Source organism: Kitasatospora humi, from assembly GCF_020907985.1.
GTDB lineage: Bacteria > Actinomycetota > Actinomycetes > Streptomycetales > Streptomycetaceae > Kitasatospora > Kitasatospora humi.
On record NZ_JAJJPA010000002.1, the window covers coordinates 303,733 to 321,531 of the forward strand.

General features: G+C 71.3%; 15 protein-coding genes. 9 read left to right on the plus strand and 6 right to left on the minus strand.

Annotated features, from left to right (window positions below):
• Positions 1–21: 21 nt before the first annotated feature.
• Genes LN042_RS03820 through LN042_RS03830 form a run of 3 tightly spaced genes read right to left on the minus strand, consistent with a single transcriptional unit; the run spans position 22 to position 3,169 of the window.
• Entirely contained in the window at positions 22–867 is an 846-nt protein-coding gene (locus LN042_RS03820) for a carbohydrate ABC transporter permease (protein ID WP_230048356.1), read from the minus strand.
• Positions 867–1,805, minus strand: a complete 939-nt coding sequence (locus LN042_RS03825) for a carbohydrate ABC transporter permease (protein ID WP_230048358.1) — start codon at positions 1,803–1,805, stop codon at positions 867–869. Before LN042_RS03825 ends, LN042_RS03820 begins: the two co-directional genes overlap by 1 nt.
• Positions 1,802–3,169 (minus strand): ABC transporter substrate-binding protein, encoded by a 1,368-nt coding sequence (locus LN042_RS03830; protein WP_230048360.1) that lies wholly within the window; start codon positions 3,167–3,169, stop codon positions 1,802–1,804. Before LN042_RS03830 ends, LN042_RS03825 begins: the two co-directional genes overlap by 4 nt.
• Before the next feature lie 385 nt (positions 3,170–3,554).
• Between LN042_RS03830 and LN042_RS03835 the strand changes: the two genes are divergently transcribed.
• A complete protein-coding gene (locus LN042_RS03835; RefSeq protein WP_230048362.1) occupies positions 3,555–4,142 on the plus strand; it encodes a DinB family protein in 588 nt (195 codons plus the stop codon).
• Positions 4,143–4,236: 94 nt separating this feature from the next.
• Here LN042_RS03835 and LN042_RS03840 read toward each other — a convergent pair whose 3' ends face one another.
• A complete protein-coding gene (locus LN042_RS03840; protein ID WP_230048364.1) occupies positions 4,237–6,441 on the minus strand; it encodes an RICIN domain-containing protein in 2,205 nt (734 codons plus the stop codon).
• 226 nt (positions 6,442–6,667) lie between these two features.
• Here LN042_RS03840 and LN042_RS03845 point away from each other — a divergent pair, with 226 nt between their 5' ends.
• Together LN042_RS03845 and LN042_RS03850 are read left to right on the plus strand one after the other, a co-directional pair.
• Positions 6,668–7,669, plus strand: a complete 1,002-nt coding sequence (locus LN042_RS03845) for a LacI family DNA-binding transcriptional regulator (protein WP_230048366.1) — start codon at positions 6,668–6,670, stop codon at positions 7,667–7,669.
• Positions 7,670–8,214: 545 nt separating this feature from the next.
• Positions 8,215–12,198: a Pls/PosA family non-ribosomal peptide synthetase gene (locus LN042_RS03850; protein ID WP_230048368.1), complete on the plus strand. Its 3,984-nt coding sequence runs from the start codon at positions 8,215–8,217 to the stop codon at positions 12,196–12,198.
• A 27-nt stretch (positions 12,199–12,225) separates the two neighbouring features.
• Here the strand turns inward: LN042_RS03850 and LN042_RS03855 are convergent, their stop codons facing one another.
• Positions 12,226–12,963, minus strand: coding sequence for a glucose 1-dehydrogenase (locus LN042_RS03855; RefSeq protein ID WP_230048370.1), 738 nt, complete (start codon positions 12,961–12,963; stop codon positions 12,226–12,228).
• A gap of 60 nt (positions 12,964–13,023) precedes the next feature.
• On the opposite strand from LN042_RS03855, the gene LN042_RS03860 reads away from it, so the two are divergent.
• The 6 genes from LN042_RS03860 to LN042_RS03885 all read left to right on the plus strand — a co-directional run bounded on the left by LN042_RS03860 (position 13,024) and on the right by LN042_RS03885 (position 16,971).
• Positions 13,024–13,230, plus strand: coding sequence for a hypothetical protein (locus LN042_RS03860; RefSeq protein WP_230048371.1), 207 nt, complete (start codon positions 13,024–13,026; stop codon positions 13,228–13,230).
• 171 nt (positions 13,231–13,401) lie between these two features.
• Positions 13,402–13,776 carry an HAD family hydrolase gene (locus LN042_RS03865; RefSeq protein ID WP_230048373.1) on the plus strand — a complete coding sequence of 125 codons (375 nt, stop codon included), beginning with the start codon at positions 13,402–13,404 and terminating at the stop codon, positions 13,774–13,776.
• Positions 13,777–13,904: 128 nt separating this feature from the next.
• Positions 13,905–14,531 (plus strand): winged helix-turn-helix domain-containing protein, encoded by a 627-nt coding sequence (locus LN042_RS03870; RefSeq protein WP_230048375.1) that lies wholly within the window; start codon positions 13,905–13,907, stop codon positions 14,529–14,531.
• 4 nt (positions 14,532–14,535) lie between these two features.
• Entirely contained in the window at positions 14,536–15,753 is a 1,218-nt protein-coding gene (locus LN042_RS03875; RefSeq protein ID WP_230048377.1) for an MFS transporter, read from the plus strand.
• Positions 15,754–15,830: 77 nt separating this feature from the next.
• Entirely contained in the window at positions 15,831–16,358 is a 528-nt protein-coding gene (locus tag LN042_RS03880; RefSeq protein ID WP_230048379.1) for an STM3941 family protein, read from the plus strand.
• A 25-nt stretch (positions 16,359–16,383) separates the two neighbouring features.
• A complete protein-coding gene (locus tag LN042_RS03885; protein WP_230048381.1) occupies positions 16,384–16,971 on the plus strand; it encodes a GNAT family N-acetyltransferase in 588 nt (195 codons plus the stop codon).
• A 198-nt stretch (positions 16,972–17,169) separates the two neighbouring features.
• Here the strand turns inward: LN042_RS03885 and LN042_RS03890 are convergent, their stop codons facing one another.
• Positions 17,170–17,733 (minus strand): GNAT family N-acetyltransferase, encoded by a 564-nt coding sequence (locus LN042_RS03890; protein WP_230048383.1) that lies wholly within the window; start codon positions 17,731–17,733, stop codon positions 17,170–17,172.
• Between the last annotated feature and the right edge of the window lie 66 nt (positions 17,734–17,799).

Below are 17,799 nucleotides of genomic sequence, written 5' to 3' on the forward strand. Positions count from 1 at the left end.
GGTCGGTTGACGGTGCCCGGGTCACTGCTTCACGGCTCCGGCGAGCATCCCGGAGACGAAGTGCTTCTGGAGGAAGAGGAACAGCACGGCCATCGGCACGGCCGCGACGGCGGTGCCGGTCAGCAGCTGGCCGTAGTCGATGTCGGAGCTGCCGGTCAGCGCGGCCAGGGCGACCGGGATGGTGTACGAGGACGGGTCGCGCAGGGCGACCAGCGGCCAGAGGAAGTCGTTCCACTGGAACAGGAAGAGGTACATCGCCAGGGCCGCCAGCGCGGGCCGCATGGTGGGCAGCGCCACCCGGAAGAACAGGCCCAACTCGCCGCAGCCGTCGATCCGTCCGGCCTGCAGCAGCTCGTCCGGCAGCGCCCGCATCGACTGGCGCATCAGGAAGATGCCGAACGGGAGCGCCAGGTTCGGCAGGAGCACCGCCTGGTAGGTGTTGAGCCAGCCCAGGTTCACCATCAGCTTGAACAGCGGGACGATGGTCAGCTGGGTCGGCACCACCAGGGCGAGCAGCAGCACCGAGAACAGGAACCCGCGGCCGCGGAACCGGTACTTGGCGAAGCCGTAGCCCGCCAGGGTGCAGACGATCCCACCCAGCACGGTGTAAGTGGTGGCCAGCAGCAGGGAGTTGATCACCACCCTGCCGAAGCCCACCGAAGTCTGCAGGTGGGTGAGGTTGGTGCCGAGTTCACCGCCGGGCAGCAGCCGGGGCGGCCGGCCGAAGATGTCGTGCTGGTTGTGGGTGCTGGCGATCAGCAGCCAGTACAGCGGTGCCACCGTGAAGGCCAGCAGCACCAGCAGTGAGCCGGTCAGCAGCACCTGGCCGCGTGTGGTGGCACGGAAGGCCGGGCCGGTGCGGGCCATCAGTCCTCCTCCTTGGCCAACTTGACCTGGATCAGGCCGAGGACCGAGATGATCAGGACCAGCGCGTAGCCGATCGCCGAGGCGTAGCCGAAGTCGAAGTATCGGAAGCCGGTCTGGTACAGGTAGACGCCGATCGTGGTGGTCGCGTTGTCCGGGCCGCCGCCGGTCATGATGAACGGCTCGTCGAACAACTGCAGGGTGCCGATGGTGGAGAGAACCACGGTGAGCAGCATGGCCGGACGCAGACCGGGCAGCGTGATGTGCCAGAACCGGCGCCAGGCGCCCGCACCGTCAACGGCGGCGGCCTCGTAGTGCTCATCCGGGATGCCCTGTAGCCGGGCCAGGTAGATCACCGCGTTGTAGCCGGTGTAGTGCCAGGTGAGCGCCAGCATCACGGAGACCTTGGCCCAGAACGGGTCGGTCAGCCAATGCACTTCGGGCAGTCCGACCAGGCCGAGCAGCCAGTTCACCGCTCCGGAGTCCTGGTTGAGCAGGGCGCCCATCATCAGGCCGTAGGTGACCAGGCCGGTCACCACCGGCAGGAAGAAGCCCAGCCGGAACAGCGGCTTCCAGCGCAGCAGTGCGGAGTTGAGCGCGACCGAGAGGCCGAGCGCCAGGCAGAGCATCACCGGCACCTGGACCACCAGGATCAGCGCGGTGTTGCCCAGCGCCTTCCAGAACAGCGGATCGTGGATCAGCCGCTGGTAGTTGCCCAGGCCGGTCCAGCTCTGCGTCATCCCCTCGGTGTGGTACAGGCTGAGGACGAAGGACCAGCCGATGGGATAGAGCCGGAACCCGGCGAACAGGGCCAGGGCGGGCAGGATGAAGAGGTAGGGGGCCAGGCGGGCGGTGCTCCGGCCGGGGCGGCGCCCGGGGCCGGCCGGTCGGGTGGGCGCCTCGCCGCGCCCACCCGACCGCTCCCTCAGGGCCAGGCTCATGCCTGCGACCTGCGGGTCTGCTGGGCCAACTGCGTGGCGGCGGCCCGCAACACGGTGGCCGGGTCCGCGCCCTGGAGCAGCACCTTGGTCTGGGCGTCATCCACGGCCTTGAGCGCGCGGGCGTAGTCCGAGGTGTAGTTGGTGGGCGCGGAGGGCTTGGAGAGCTCCTCGACGAAGACCTCGGCGTACTTCTGACCGCCGAAGAACGGATCGGCCTGGTGGAAGACCGGGTCGTCATAGGCCTTGAGCAGGGCAGGGAAGATGCCCTTGGCCTTGAAGATGGAGACCTGCGAGTCCGGCCGGGTGAGCGCGAACTCGGCGAAGGCGAAGGCGGCGCGCTGGTTCTTGCTGGTGCCGGAGACCGCCAGGTGGGTCGAGTTGACGATGGCCGACCGGGATCCGCCCTGGGTGACGGCGGGCGGCAGGATCAGCTGCCAGTCACCCTTGGTGTCGGGGGTCAGGGTCTCCAGGTACCCGCCGTACCAGGCGGGGTCGGGGCAGACCGCCACCTTGCCGGACTTCACCGCGGTGTCGTAGCCGGTGGTGCCGGGGGAGCCCTGCACGTCGACCAGCAGGCCGGCGTCGTTCATCTCCTTCACCAGGGTCAACGCCCGGACCGCCTCGGGGGAGTTGAGGGTGATCTTGCCGTCAAGGTTGAAGTAGAAGACGCCCTGGAGCTGCATCAGCAGTTGCAGCAGGTTCGCGGAGTCGGCCTGTGAGGCGGACTTGTCGACGGCGAACAGCCCGACGCCGGTGGCGGCCTTGACCTTCTTGCCGGCGGCGATGACGTCGTCCCAGGTGGCCAGCGTGTTCGGATCCACGCCGGCCTGCTTGAACAGGTCGGCCCGGAAGAAGAAGCCGGCGGCGTTGGCCTCCCAGGGTAGGGCGTAGACCTTGCTGCCGCGGGAAACGGTCTGCCACAGGCCCGGTGCGAAGGCGTCGGCGTACTGGTTCGCACCGAGCTGGCTCAGATCTGCCAGGCCGTTCGGGAACTTCTCGATGTAGCTCGGGAGGTAGTCCACGCCGATGTGCAGCAGATCGGCCAGGCCCTGTCCGCCGGCCTCCATGGCGATGGTGATCTTGTCCCAGATCGCCGGGTTGCCGATGTCCTGGACGTTGACCTGCACCTTGGGGTGGACGGCGTTGAATGCCGGTATCAGTGCCTTGAGTTCGGCGGCCGGGTTCTTCCAGCTCCAGACCGTGATCGAGCCCGAGGGTTCGCCGGTGCCGCCGGTGACCGCACCGCTGCCGCTCGAACCGCTGCACGCGGCCAGCGCCCCGGCGCCGCCGGCGGCCAGTGCCGCGGCACTCAGCCCCCTCAGAAACGTGCGCCGACTCGGTTCGCCCACGACTCTACCGCTCATACTCGGGTCGTTCCTCCCTGGAAGCGTGCCTGTGCACCGCAACGGCGGTGGGGCACGAGTGGTACGGCCGTCCGGGGTGCCGACGGCCGAGGAGGAATGTAGCCAACCGAACGGATCTGAACAACGGTTTGCGCAGCATTTTCGTTCTGTGATGCGAAAACGTGGCGCAACGTGATCTGGGCGGGAGCGTTCTGGCTGGTAGATGTGGGTATGCGCTGGTTCGGCGTCAGGAGGTGGTGAGTGGCAGCTCGCAGTGGATCGTGTTCGATCGCGTTCGGTTGTGAGGGCGGCACGCGGCGTGCTTGCCGACCGACTGACTGACGGGCCGTCAGTTCGCGGGAGATAAATAGCTGGACACCGGGTGGCGCGCCGACAGACTTGCCGCATGACTGAATCCGACGTGAAGGCCGACCTCCGGCTCTACCTCCAGGACGCCCGCGACGCACTGCTGTTGAAGCTGGAGGGCCTCTCGGAGTACGACATGCGCCGGCCGCTGACGCCCACCGGCACCAACCTGCTGGGTCTGGTCAAGCACATGACCAGTGCGGAGGCGGTGTACTTCGGCGATGCGTTCGGGCGGCCGTTCGCGGCGCCAGGGCTGTGGATCGCGGGCGCGGCCGAGGCCAACTCGGATTTCTGGGCGCGCGCTGACGAGTCCAGTGCGGAGCTTCTCGGCCGCTACCGCGACGTCTGGATCCACTCCGACGCCACCATCGCCGAGTTGCCGCTGGACGCGGTCGGCACCGTGCCCTGGGGCGATCGGCTGCAACTGCCGCTGAGGCGGATCCTGATCCATGTGATCACCGAGAGCCAGCGTCACGCCGGTCAGGCCGACATCGTGCGCGAACTCGTCGACGGCGTGGTCGGTCAGCGTGCCGTTGACGACTGCATGCCGGAACGGGACGGGACTTGGTGGCGGGACCATCTGGGCCGGGTGGAGCAGGCCGCCCGCGAGGCTTCCGGGGACAGCTGACGCTCCTGCGCTGGGCGGGAGTCGGCGCGACGGCCGGCCCCCGCGGTGGCGGGTGGGCTGACGGCGGGCCGTGCGGGCCCGCCGTCGTCATCTCTCAGTCAACGCTCCAGTGCTGCAACGGCGAACCGCTGTCGGCCTGTTGGGTGACCAGTGAGCCGTCACCGGTCGACGCGGTGGTGAGCAGCAGGCCGCTCTTCACCGAGGTGACGGTGTAGCTGCCGTCGGGTTGGCTGGTGAGGTTCCAGTGCTGGTTGCTGTTGCCGGTGCAGGGCCACTGGATCACCTTGGCGCCGGCCGCCGTGGAACCACCGCTGACGTCGGCGCACAAGCCCGACTCGGCGTTGGTCAACTGGTAGCTTCCGTCAGTCTGTTGGGTGAACTGCCAGCTCTGGTTGGCGCCGCCGTTGGCGGTCCAGGTGATCAGTTGGGTGCCGGCCGTGGTGCTGTGGTTGGGGTCGTCCAGCGCCTTGCCGCCAGTGGTCAGGATGTGGGCGCCGTTGAGGTTGCCGCCGGAGACGCTGCCGACCGGGGTCACGGTGAGCGTTTGGGCGGCGGCGGTGCGGCCGCCGCCGACCGGCGAGCCGGTGGTGTCGGTCCAGTACCGGGCGGGCGTCGTCTCCGCCGGTGCACCGGTGGCGCCCAGACCGAGTACCAGACCGCTGTACCGGTTGACCAGGCGGTAGTTGCCGCCGGCCGGAACGATGAACCACTGCTGCCCGACGCCGCTGCCGCTGCTGACCGACGGCGTCGCGCCCCAGGCGCGCCCGGCGTTGCCACCGGCGTCCACGCCGAGGTGCGCGCCGGTGGCGGCATTGGTGATCAGGTAGGAGCCGTCACCGACCGACGTGAACGACCAGGCCTCCAGCGCGGAACCGGCGGGTGCGGCCAGCGAGGTGGTGGCTGAGCTGCCGGAGACCTGGGCCAGCACCCGGCCGTCGCCGTTGCTGATCCGGTAGCTGGTGGCGGGGTCGAAGGGCGCGGGGGCGGGCGCGGTGGCGTCGATGGTGGTGTTCACGTACTCGCCGGACGCGCCGTTGGAGCAGCCGAACGCGCAGTAGGAGCGGAAACTCCGGCCGACGATGGTGGAGTTGGTCAGGTTGGTGCTGTCCAGGAACCAGCGGTACCAGGAGGCGGTGTGATAGCTGCCGGTGTCGCCGAGCAGCGTCCACTGCTGCGTGGCGAGGTCACGGGTGGCGTAGATCTGCTGCGGGGCGTTGCCACTCTGGTCGACGGCCTGCGGCTCTCCGATGTACAGGCCGAGGTAGGCGTCGTAGCTGACGTTCATGACGAACAGCGGGGTGGTCGGGGCGAGTGTGCCCGCCGCGAGCTGCTGGCTGATGGTGCCGGGGGTGGCCGGGTCGTACTCCCGGGCCGGCGGCAGGTAGCCGCTCGGGTTGGTGGCGTCGGCAGGGACCATGTCGCTCTCCAGGCCACCCACCCCGGGTTGTGACCACTGGCCGTCGTACCACTTCTGCCAACTCCCGGGCGCCATCTTGGCGGAGATCGGAGCCCGCGCGACGTGTTCCAGGAAGTCGCCCCAGCCGCCGTTCTTGTCGACGATCCGGGAGCCGTAGAAGACGTAGAAGTAGCCGGAGGCGGTGTCGACGAACAGGCGCTGGTCGCCATCGCCGTAGTAGTACGTCTGGGCCGGGAACGCGTTGCTGTCGCCGCGCTGGGTGCTGTACGGCGAGGTGATCACATGGTCCTTGATGGTCCAGGTGCGGCCCTGGTCGGTGGAGACCGCGTAGTCGATCGCGTCGAAGTGGAGGCCGTCGCCGAACGGCTGCGGGGTGAACTCGTTGTGCACCAGTCCGTACCAGTCGCCGGTGTCCGGATCCACCCAGACGCCCGACAGGTCGCAGTAGTTGGGCTGCGCGTACCCCGAACCCGCCGGCGCCTTGGTGGCCGTCAGACCGGTGGGGCTGTTGTCGCAGCGCCAAGTGGTGTCGCCGTTGCGGTCGTTGGGGTTGGCCGGGTTGACCGCGTTGTCCAGCGTGCTGTCGGGGGCGGCGGTGTCGAAGTTGCTGCCCGTGTAGAAGCTCCACTGCCGGGAGTCGGTCGCTCCGTAGAGGGAGTGGGCTTCCTGGAAGTGGAAGCTGCCGTCCTTGTCGAGGTAGCCGCCGGCCGGGGTGTCGTCGGGGTGGGCGTAGCCGCCGGTCGAACCGGTGGTCACCGTGTAAGAGCCGGTGAGCGGGGCGGTCGTCGCCGCGGTCGCCGGCGTCGCGACGGCGCCTGCGGCCGCGGCGGCCAGCGCCAGTGCGGCCAGCGCACCGCCCCACCGCTGTCGGGGAGTTGACACAGGTGCTCCTTCTCAATGGTGCTGTTCCGAGGTGGTTCCGAACGGTAGGGCTCTCTTGACCGGTAAAACAAGAGGAAGGCCGCAAAAATGGTGCGGCGCTGAGACGAGGTTTGCTTCCAGGGACGTTGTAGCTTCCGAGTTGCCCAAGGATTCCCTTGACGGTCTGTCAAGATGCGACTATTTTGCGAAGGAAAAGTATGGACCGGTCAAATTTGAGGGAACAGCCATGGTGACGATGCAGGACGTGGCAGAGCTGGCCGGAGTCACGAAGCAGACGGTCTCCAATGTGCTCTCCGGGCGGGTCGCGGTCCGGCCGGCCACCGCCGCCCGGGTGCGAGCCGCGATCGAGGAGCTCGGCTACACGCCCAACCTCGTCGCCCGGTCACTGGCCACCGGCAGCACCAAGACCATCGGGCTGTTCGTGCCGACCGTGGTCGGCTCGTTCTATGCGGAGCTGATCGAGGAGGTCGAGGACGTCCTGGAGGCGCACGGTTACCACCTGCTGCTGTGCACCACCCGGCTGGACGGCGAGCGGGCCCGGCGTCACCTCGCCGGACTGACCAGCCGCCTGATCGACGCGCTGCTGATCGCCGGCGACCGCGACCTGATCGACCACCTGCCGCTGCTGGCCGACGCCCGCTTCCCGGTGGTGCTGTGCGCCTGGGAGACCGAGGCTCCGGACAGGTTCCCGGTCGTCACCATCGACTACGAGAGGGCCGGCTACCTGGCCGGGCGTCACCTGCGCGAACTCGGCCACCGCAAGGTCGCGGTGCTGGCCAGTCCGGCCCACACCGTGCGCATCGAGGGCTTCCGGAGGGCCTTCGCGGCGGACGGGCTGACCGTGCCGGACTCGGCGGTGCACTACGCGCCCGAGCCGAGTCCCGCCGGCGGCTTCGAGGCCGCCACCGCCGCCCTGGGGGCGAACCCCGAGGCGACCGCGCTCTTCGCCACCCACGACGTGCTCGCCCTCGGCGCGCTGGAGGCCGCCCGGGCCGCCGGGCGCTCGGTGCCGCAGGACCTCTCGGTGGTGGGGCACGACGACACCTTGGAGGTCCAGGTCGCCCGGCCGAGCCTCACCACGGTGTCGATACCGAAGCGGGAGATGGCTCGGCAGGCGATCGAGCAGCTGCTGCGCGCCGTCACCAAGTCCGGTACCCGGACCAACTCCCTCCAGCTGCTCCGGCCCGAGTTGGTGGTCCGGGAGAGCACCGGGCCCGCTGCGGTCTGAAGGGCGCCACGACGGCCCGAGGTGTGCGGCCCGGAGGCCCCCGGGTCGAGGCCCGGGTCGCGGCGGGCGGGTGCGGCCCGGAGGTCTCGGCGCGGCCCGGCACGCGCGTTCGGAGGCCCCTGCTGCGGCCATCCGTTCGAGAAATGAATTCGCCGGGAGCGCGGATTTTCGGGGATATGCCAGGTTCGCTGCTCCGGGCTTTGACCGTTATTTGAGCCGGCATCCGAAGATGAGAATTCCGGCCGCGACACGCGCACCCGATCGAGTGAATTTCGCCGAGTCCGCGCCAGGCGCCTGCGAGCATCGCCATCGAGCACTCGAACAGTCGTCCCCAAGTGGCTGACCTGCATCTATTCCCTGCCCCAGGGCAGATCCATGAGAATTTCCTTTGATACCGGCAAGGTGTCCTCGGCGGACCAAAGCAGTTTGGCATCGTGAACGCCGAAGCTGTCCGCCCGGGATGAACCCACACCCTCATCTCCCGTGCCGTGAACGGCGCATTCGGCGTCGCAGTCGACAGTCCGCGAGTAGAGGGAGTTAGCTGCATGGCTCCGAGCCAGAATCCGGTGTCCACTCTGCCCCAGCACCGGCCCGCTCGTGAGATCGCTGCGTGGCCCGTCACCCACCCGGCACCGCCCCGCACGCTGATCGACATCCTGCTGGCCACCGCCGCCGCCAGCCCGCAGGCACCCGCGCTGGACGCCGGCGGCGTGCTGCTCGACTACCAGGCGCTGGTGCGCCGCGTCGCGGCCTACGCCGAGGAACTCGGAAGGCACGGCATCGGTGCCGGCGACCGGGTCGGCGTCCGCGTCCCGTCCGGCACCGCCGACCTCTACGTCGCGATCCTCGCCGTGCTCTGGGCCGGCGCCGCCTACGTACCGGTGGACGCCGACGACCCAGACGAGCGCGCCGAGCTGATCTGGCAGGACGCCCGCGTCTGCGCCGTGATCGGCGCCGACCGCCGACCGGCCATGAGGTCCGCGGTCCGCCCCGGCTGCCGGGCCGGCGGTCCCGGCCCCGGCGGCGACGCCTGGATCATCTTCACCTCCGGCACCACCGGGCGCCCCAAGGGCGTCGCCGTCACCCACCGCTCCGCCGCGGCCTTCGTGGACGCCGAGGCCCGCCTCTTCCTCCAGCAGCAGCCGCTCGGCCCCGGGGACCGGGTGCTGGCCGGCCTGTCCGTCGCCTTCGACGCCTCCTGCGAGGAGATGTGGCTCGCCTGGCGGCACGGCGCCTGCCTGGTCCCGGCACCCCGGTCCCTGGTCAAGGCCGGCAACGACCTCGGTCCGTGGCTGGTCGAGCGCGGCATCACCGCCGTCTCCACCGTGCCCACCCTGCTCACCCTGTGGCCCCGCGAGTGCCTGGCCCGGGTGCGCCTGATCATCGTCGGCGGTGAATCCTGCCCGCCCGAGCTGGTGGCACGCTTCGCCGCCCCGCACCGCGAGTTCTGGAACACCTACGGTCCCACCGAGACCACCGTGGTCGCCACCGCCCACCGGATGCTGCCCGGCGAACCGATCAGGATCGGCCTGCCGCTGCACGGCTGGCGGATCGCCGTGGTCGACGAGACCGGCCGGCCGGTCGCCTGGGGCGAGACCGGCGAACTGCTGATCGGCGGCGTCGGCACCGCCCGCTACCTCGACCCGGCCAAGGACGCCGAGAAGTTCATCGCCCACCCCGCCCTGCCCGGCGCCCGCGTCTACCGCAGCGGCGACCTGGTCCGGGCCGACCCGCGCGGCCTCCTGTTCGTCGGCCGGGCCGACGAACAGGTCAAGCTCGGCGGTCGCCGGATCGAACTCGGTGAGGTGGACGCCGCCCTCCAGGCGCTGCCCGGCGTCCGGGCCGCCGCGGCAGCCGTGCGCACCAACCCGTCCGGCACCCGGTTACTGGTCGGCTACCTGGTCCCGCAGCCCGGCGCCCCCTTCGACCCGGCTGCCGCCCGCACCCAGCTGACCGAGCGGCTGCCCGCCGCCCTGGTCCCCCTGCTCGCCACCGTCGACCAGCTGCCCACCCGCACCTCCGGCAAGGTCGACCGGGACGCACTGCCCTGGCCGCTGCCCGGCCCGGCCGACCGGACCGGCCGGGCCGAGCGGCTCACCGGCACCGCCGGCTGGCTCGCCGAACACTGGGAGGCCAGCCTCGGTCTGCCCGTCTCCCGCGACAGCGACTTCTTCGCCCTCGGCGGCTCCAGCCTGGTCGCCGCACGGCTGGTCTCCGTGCTGCGCACCCGCTTCCCGTCCGTCGGCGTCGCCGACCTGTACGCCCACCCGGTGCTGGCCGACCTCGCCGCCACGCTCGACGAGGAGCACGGCGGCACCGACCGGCACCCGCGGGGCGGCGCACCGACCGCGCCCCGCGAGCAGCGCCAGGTGCGCCGCACCCCGCGCCGCGCCGCCGTCGCCCAGAGCCTGGTGCTCGCCGCCCTCTACACCGTGGCCAGCGTGCGGTGGGTGCTGGTCATCGCCGGGGTCGACAACCTGATGGGCGGCCACCTCAGCTGGGCTCCGCACACCCCGTGGTGGCTGATCATCGGCGGACTGGTGCTTCTCAGCAGCCCACCGGGACGCGCGCTGCTCGCCGGCACCGCCGCCCGGGTGCTCACCGCCCGGCTGCACCCCGGCAGTTACCCGCGCGGCGGCCTGGTCCACCTGCGCCTGTGGGCCGCCGAACGGACCGCCGCCGGCTTCAACACCGGCGAACTGGCCGGCACCCCCTGGGCCCGCCACTACGCCAAGCTGCTCGGCTGCCGGGTCGGCCAGGGCGTCCACCTGCACGCCGACCCACCGGTCACCGGACTCGCCGCCTTCGGCGCGGGCTGCTCGGTGGAACCCGGCGCCGACCTGGCCGGCTGGTGGCTGGACGGCGACCTGCTGCACCTCGGTGCCGTCGAGATCGGCGCCGAGGCCCGGATCGGCGCCCGCGCCACCCTGATGCCGGGCGCCCGGATCGGCGACGCCGCCGACGTCGCCCCCGGCAGCTGCGTGCTCGGCACCGTGCCGCCCGGCACCCACTACCACGGCTCACCGGCCCGTCCGAACAACGAACCGCAGGCCGGCTGGCCGGCTCCGCGCCGCCGCCGTGCCACGTCGCCCCTCTGGAACCTCGCCTACGGCCTCGGGATGCTCCTCTTCGGCCTGCTTCCGCTGATCGCCGCCGCGCCCGCCCTGTGCGTGCTCTACCCGGTGCTCGACGCCGCCCGCACGCTGTCCGCAGTGATGCTCCAACTGCTGCCCGTCACCGCGCTGTTGACCGTGCTCACGCTGGCCTGCTACGCGGTGCTGCTGATGCTGCTGGTCCGCCTGTTCAGCCGGGCCGTGCAGCCGGGGTTCCACCCCGAGCACGGCAGGGTCGCCTGGTGCGTCTGGGCGGTCTCCCGGCTGATGGACACCGCCCGCAGTTCGCTCTTCCCGTTCTACGCGAGCCTGTTCACGCCGGTCTGGCTGCGGCTGCTCGGCGCCGGCGTCGGCCGGCGGGTGGAGGCCTCCACGGTGCTCGCGCTGCCCGGCCTGATGCGGGTCGACGACGGTGCGTTCCTCGCCGACGACGCCCTCATCGCTCCCTTCGAGGTGCGCGGCGGCTGGCTGCGGATCGGTCCCTCGGCGGTCGGTCGGCGCGCCTTCGTCGGCAACTCCGGCATCGTCGGGCCCGGCATCGAACTGCCCGACCGCGCACTGGTCGGAGTGCTCTCCGACGCCCCCCGGAACGCCGCGCCCGGCTCCTCCTGGCTCGGCCGACCCGGCATCGAGCTGCCCCGGATCGCCGACGCGGGTGACGAGGCCCGCACCTACGCGCCGCCGCGCCGCCTGCTGCTGGCCCGCGCCGCCGTCGAACTCTGCCGCCTGCTGCCGGTGATCCTCACCGTGCTCCTCGGCGACCTGGTCTTCGGCGCCCTGGAGGCGATCATCGACCAGGACGGCCTGGCCGCCGCCCTCGCCGTCGGCGGCGTGGTGCTGGCCGGCGCCACCCTGGCCGCCTGCCTGGTCACCACGCTCGCCAAGTGGGTGCTGATCGGCAGGTTCCGCTCCGGCGAGCACCCCCTCTGGTCCGCCTTCGTCTGGCGCAACGAGCTCTACGACACCTTCGTCGAGGAACTCGCGATGCCGTGGGGCGGGCAGACCCTGCTCGGCACCCCGTACCTGAACCTGTGGCTGCGCAGCCTGGGCGCCAAGATCGGCCGCGGCGCCTGGTGCGAGACCCACTGGCTGCCCGAATCCGATCTGGTCAGCGTCGGGCGTGGCGCCAGCGTCAACCGGGGCGCCGTGCTGCAGACGCACCTGTTCCACGACCGGGTGATGCGGCTCGGGCCGGTCGTGCTCGACGAGGGCGCCACCCTCGGCCCCAACTCGATCGTGCTGCCCGGCACCACGGTCGGCGCCGGCGCCTCGATCGGCGGTGCCTCGCTGGCGATGCGCGGCGAGGAGATCCCGGACGGCACCCGCTGGATCGGCAACCCGATCGCGGCCTGGCCCGGCGAGCACGCGATCACCGTGCCGGCGCACGCGCGGGGACGGCACCGGGCACACGGCTGATCCGGGATCCCGTCAGGGTGACCGGGCTCAGGCCAAGCCGCCCGTGGCCCGCAGGTTCTGACCGGTCACCCAACGGCCGTCCGGGCCCACCAGGAACGCCACCACGTCCGCCACGTCGGCCGGCTCACCGAGCCGGCCGAGCGCCGTCATGGTGGGAAGCACCGCCAGGATCTGCGGCGTGACGGTGCCCAGCAGCAGTTCGGTGTCGGTGGCGCCCGGTGACACGGTGTTGACCGTGATTCCGCGCACTCCGAGCTCCTGGGCCGCGACCGCCGTCAGCTGCTCCAGCGCGCCCTTGCTGGCCACATACGCACCCGTCCCGGCCCCCGGCCGCACCGTGGCGGCGGACGAGACGTTGACGATCCTGCCGCCGTCCCGCAGGCGGCGCGCGGCATGACGGACCGTCAGGAACGCCGCGCGGGCGTTCACCGTGAATATCCGGTCGAACTCGGCCAGTTCGATCTCGGCGATCGGCTTCGGGGTGAACGACTGGGCGGCATTGTTCACCAGGATGTCCAGGCCGCCCAACTCCTCCTCGGCCAGCGCCATCAGCCGCTCGGCCTCCGCCGGGTCGCTCAAATCCGCCCGGACCGCGATGGCCGACCCGCCGGCTTCGGCCACCGTGCGCACCACCTCTTCGGCCGCCGCCTCGTTGCTCCCGTACCCGAACACCACCCGGGCCCCGTCGCGGCTGAGCCGCTCCACGACCGCCCGTCCAATACCCCTCGAACCGCCGGTCACCACGGCGGTCTTCCCCTTGAGCACGATGTCCTCCAGTTCGGCCAGCGGTATCGTTGGCGCTCCGTCGACGGTAGCGGAGGATTGTTGCCGAAGTCTGTCCTGCTGATCGACCTGGACGACACCCTGATCCCGGACGTGCCCGCGGCCCGTGCGGCCATCACGGGCACGCTGCGGACCCTCGGGCTCGCCGACGGCGCGGCGGGCGTCGATGCCGTGCTGCGGGTGGCGCGTGCCCGCTGGCGGGCCTGCCCGTACCGGGAGTTGCCGGAACTCGCCAGGGTCAGCTCCTGAGAGGCGCTGTGGTTGGGCCCGTCCACTCCCGGCCTGCCGGCCGAGGCGGCGGCGTGGTTGGCGGAGCACGCGCGGGCCGTGTGGCGCGAAGCCTTGCCCGGTAAAGATCCTGAGTGTGGGTCAGGTCTGTTCCGCACCCTTCGTGCCGGCCTGGTCCGCCCGTTCGACGCCGTGCCCTCACAGCTTTCCGCACTGGGCGCGAACCACGAGCTCTGGCTCGCCACCGAAGGCGCCGGCTCGCTGCAGCGCCGCAAGCTGGCCCTCTCCGGCCTCACCGACCGCTTCGCCCGCATCCTTGTCTCCGCCGAAGTCGGCTGCTCCAAGGGCGATCCCGGCTTCGCCCAGGCCCTCCTGCGCCTCCTCGACACCGCCGACCGCACCGTCTGCCTGGTCATCGGTGACAGCGCCCGCACCGATCTCGCCCTGGCCTCCCACGGCAGTTGGCCCGCCCTGCACATCTGCGACCCGGCAGCTTGCGCGGTCGACGAGCCGGGGGTGCGCCACGGCCGGGGGATCGCCGATGCTGCCAAGTGGTGCGGCTGCTGAGGGAGATGCCGGGTGCCGGCCTCGCCGCGCGGGGCCCTTTTCGATCTCGCTCCCGGAGCCGACCGTCCCGGCGCCGCCAGAGCAGCGGTCTTGTCGAGCGTGATATTTCGAGCGTAGTGTTTCGAAACATGTCTTCCGAAGAAGCTCGCCCCGCACCCGAGCGCCCGTCAGGTGCCGGACGTCCGCTGCGGCAACTGACGGATCCCAAGACCATGAGGGCGGTGGCCCACCCGACCCGGCTGGCACTCCTGGAGGCGCTCAACCAGCGCGATCCGCTGACCGCTACGGAGGCTGCCGAGATGATCGGCGAGTCACCCACGAACTGTGCCTTCCACCTGCGCACCTTGGCCAAGTACGGCTTCGTGGAGGAGGCCGGTGGGGGACCCGGCCGGCGCCGACCGTGGCGGCTCAAGCACATCGGCTTCGTGGTGGACGACAGTGAAGGCGAGACGGAAACGGCCCATGCGGCCGAAGCCCTGGCGAAGCTGCTGTGGGAGACCTGGCTGGGTCGAGTCAGCACGGTGAACGCCCGTCGTTCCGAGTTCAAGGGGCCCTGGCAGCAGGTCACCAGCGGGACCGAGAACGTGGCCTACGTGACTCCGGAGGAAGCCCAGCAGCTGAATGCCGAGCTGCGCCAATTGCTCGACCGCTATCGGGAGCGACTGGAGGAGCCCTCGCGCCGCCCGACCGGGAGCCTGCCGGTGGAGATGGTGCTGTTCACGTACCCGCTCGAGGCGACCCGGCCGGAGGCGTGAGCTGATGCGCAGGCTGTGGGGGGACCGCAACGCCCGGCTCTACCTGGCGGGGCAGAGCCTGTCGACCTTCGGGGACTCGGCGCTATGGCTGGCGCTGGGAATCTGGGTCAAGATGCTCACCGGGAGCGCTTCGGCGGCAGGCCTGTCGTTCTTCATGTTCGCCTTGGGAAGCCTGGCCGGACCGGTCGGGGGCGTGATCGCCGACCGGACGCGCCGGCGGCCCCTGCTGATCGCCGCCAACCTCGCAACCGCGGTCCTTGTGCTGCTCCTGCTCCTGGTCCACGACCGGAACCAGGTGTGGCTGATCTACGCCGTGATGTTCGGCTACGGTCTGTCGGCCGGCGTCCTCGGCCCTGCACAAACCGCGCTGCAACAGACGCTGCTCCCCGAGGAGCTCCAGGGCGAGGTGAACAGTGCCTTGCAGACGGCCCAGTGGGGAACGAGACTGATCACTCCGCTCCTCGGCGCCGGGTTGCTTGCCGCAGTGGGGGCGACACCAGTGATCATTGGGGACGCCGTGACGTTCCTCGTGGCCATCACCACGTTGGTCGCCGTACGGGTCCACGAGGAGACGCCGGCACCGACCGAGCGGCACTGGCTCACGGAGGCGATCGCCGGCGGACGCCACATCCGCGCCAGCCCTGCGCTGCGGCAACTCACCCTGGCCGGCACGCTGGCCGTGACCGCCTTCGGGCTCTCGGAAACAGCCCTCTTCGCTGTGGTGAGCAAGGGCCTGCACCGCCCCAGCGCCTTTCTGGGCGTCATGGTCTCGCTCCAAGGGGTCGGTGCAGTCTTCGCCGGGGTCACGGGGACTGCGCTCCTCCGCCGGCTCAACGAAGGCCGCCTCGTCGCCCTGGGCCTGGCCACCGCCGCGTCCGGGTTCCTCCTGCAGATCGCACCGTCGATTCCAGCCGCGGTCGTAGGATCAGCCCTCATCGGGTCCAGCCTGCCCTGGATCAACCTGGGCACCATGACGCTCCTCCAGCGCCAGACGCCACCGCAGTTGATGGGCCGGGCGGACGCGGCGCTCGGCCTGGCCCTCTCCACGCCGCAAACGGTCGCCATCGCCCTCGGAGCCGGACTGATCACCGTGATCGACTATCGAATCCTGCTGCTCGCCATCGCAGCACTCATGCTCGCGGCGTGCGCCTTTCTGCTCACCCGCCCCGAGCACCGTGACACTGCTCCGAGGCGACCGGCACCGGCTGACGCTGCCCCGTGACCGCAGGACAGGCTGCGGCGGACCCCGGACGAGGAAACGCCTGGTCAGGGAAGTCGGGCGGGCGCTACCTTGGGCGCGTGATCAACGAGACCGGCTTGCTGCCGCCAACCGTCTATCCCTCTGACAAGCGCCGGGTCGCCCTGATGCTGCTGGGTTCGGTGGCCTTCGTCGTCCTGGGCGTGGTGCTGCTGACCTGGCACGGCTCGGTGAAGGCGGTGATCGGCGGCGCGTTGGCGGTTCCGTTCTTCGGGCTCTGCGCGGTCCTGTACACGATCCGGTTGACGAAGGGGCGGCCGGAGTTGGTCATCGACCACGCCGGCTTGGAGCACGTCCAACTCGGGCGGATCGGCTGGCAGGAGATCGCCGGGGTACGGATCCGCGAGGTGACGGTGCGAGGCGCCCGCCAGCGCTTCATCGAGCTGCTGCTGCACGACCCCGCCGGCTACCTGGCGCGGGCACCCCGGATGGTGAAGATGACCGCCTCCGGCAACCGCAGTCTGGGCTTCGGCCCGGCGAGCATCTCCGCCAACACACTGCCGGTCGGCCTGGAAGAGGTGCTCGCGGCGATGCTGCGCCACCAACTCCGGCTGACCGTCCACCGCTGACACCGCCTCAACCTGGTAGGCCCCCATGGTCCCGATCGACCCCGTCGTCCCCGCCGGCCGCCTGGCGACACCGCCGCACCCCGAGCTCAGCCTCCCCACCGGCCACCTGCTCCGCCCCTGGCACCCGGATCGCGACGCCCAGGCGCTGCTGGCAGCCGGTCAGGACCCGGCGATCCAGCGGTGGAACCTGCTCGGAGTGGACTCCCTGGCGGACGCCCGCCGCCGCATCCAGCGCATGCACCAACGGCGGCAGACCGAGCAAGCCGTCATCTGGGCGATCGCCCGGACCGGTGCCGACAGCCCGGCCATCGGCCTGATCGGCTGGCGCGAGCTGGACCTGGCGGGCGGCAGCGCAGAGATCGTCTACTGGCTGCTGCCCGAGGCCCGTGGCGGTGGCGTTGCGGTGGCGGCGGTGCGGCGGCTCAGCCAGTGGGCGCTGGACGAACTCGGCCTGCACCGGCTGGTGCTCTGCCACTCGACGGCGAATCCGGCCTCCTGCCGGGTGGCGGCCAAGGCCGGCTACGCCCTCGAAGGCACCATGCGCAGCGCCCTGCTGCACGCCGACGGCTGGCACGACCAGCACCTGCACGCCCGCATCACGGGCGACGCCTGATCCTGAGCGCCTGCGGGCCCGGCCGCGGCTCTGCGGACCCTGCGGGCCCGGCCGCGGCTCTGCGGACCCTGCGGGCCCTACGGGCCCGGCCGGCATGGGGGCCCTGCGGATCCGGCCGACCCTGGGGATCGGCGGTCCCGGCAGCCCCGGCCGCCGATGCAGCCCTGCGGAGCGTGCGGGCCCGGCGGCCCGGCGCGACTACCGTTCGCCGGCGGCCGCCTCCCACGCGGCACGGGTCATGCGGAACTCGGTGAGCGGCATGCCGTACCAGCGCTCGGTGACGCCGGTGTCCACCATGCCGAGGCGGCGGCAGACGGCAGCCGAGCGCTGGTTGTCGGGCCGGACCACGGCGCGGACCTCGGCGAGGCCGTCGGCGAAGCCCTTGGCGAGGGCGCCGCGGGCCGCCTCCGTCGCGAAGCCGTGCCCCCAGGAGTCGGGGTGCAGGTGCCAGCCGACCTCCACCACGTCCGTCGCACCCTCGGCGTCCGTCATGGGCAGCAGCAGGACCGTCCCGGCGACCACGCCCGTGTCCAGGCGCTCAAGTGCCCACGCCCCGAATCGCGGATCCGCCGCGCCGCGCTGCCGGCAGCGCTCGATGAACGCGGCCGCCTCTTCGGGCTTCTCGAAGGCGCGCGGGGTGCTGCCGAGCCACTGGGCCACCTCCCAGCGGGAGTAGAGGTCGAATGCCCGGTCCCGGTCGGCAGGGTGCCACTGCCGTACCGTCAGGCGGTCGGTGGGGAAGACGATCTCGGGCTGTGGCATGCGGGAGCTCCTGGAGGATTGGATGACCGAGGCTGCGGTGATTTCCTGCGAGCAGCATTTTCGGTG

What these genes read in the sequence shown, in the direction of transcription:
- LN042_RS03830 (WP_230048360.1), bottom strand. Translation starts at nt 3,169, where the DNA reads ATGAGCGGTAGAGTCGTGGGCGAACCGAGTCGGCGCACGTTTCTGAGG.
- LN042_RS03820 (WP_230048356.1), bottom strand. Translation starts at nt 867, where the DNA reads ATGGCCCGCACCGGCCCGGCCTTCCGTGCCACCACACGCGGCCAGGTG.
- LN042_RS03870 (WP_230048375.1), top strand. Translation starts at nt 13,905, where the DNA reads ATGTCTTCCGAAGAAGCTCGCCCCGCACCCGAGCGCCCGTCAGGTGCC.
- LN042_RS03845 (WP_230048366.1), top strand. Translation starts at nt 6,668, where the DNA reads ATGGTGACGATGCAGGACGTGGCAGAGCTGGCCGGAGTCACGAAGCAG.
- LN042_RS03890 (WP_230048383.1), bottom strand. Translation starts at nt 17,733, where the DNA reads ATGCCACAGCCCGAGATCGTCTTCCCCACCGACCGCCTGACGGTACGG.
- LN042_RS03875 (WP_230048377.1), top strand. Translation starts at nt 14,536, where the DNA reads ATGCGCAGGCTGTGGGGGGACCGCAACGCCCGGCTCTACCTGGCGGGG.
- LN042_RS03885 (WP_230048381.1), top strand. Translation starts at nt 16,384, where the DNA reads ATGGTCCCGATCGACCCCGTCGTCCCCGCCGGCCGCCTGGCGACACCG.
- LN042_RS03835 (WP_230048362.1), top strand. Translation starts at nt 3,555, where the DNA reads ATGACTGAATCCGACGTGAAGGCCGACCTCCGGCTCTACCTCCAGGAC.
- LN042_RS03850 (WP_230048368.1), top strand. Translation starts at nt 8,215, where the DNA reads ATGGCTCCGAGCCAGAATCCGGTGTCCACTCTGCCCCAGCACCGGCCC.
- LN042_RS03825 (WP_230048358.1), bottom strand. Translation starts at nt 1,805, where the DNA reads ATGAGCCTGGCCCTGAGGGAGCGGTCGGGTGGGCGCGGCGAGGCGCCC.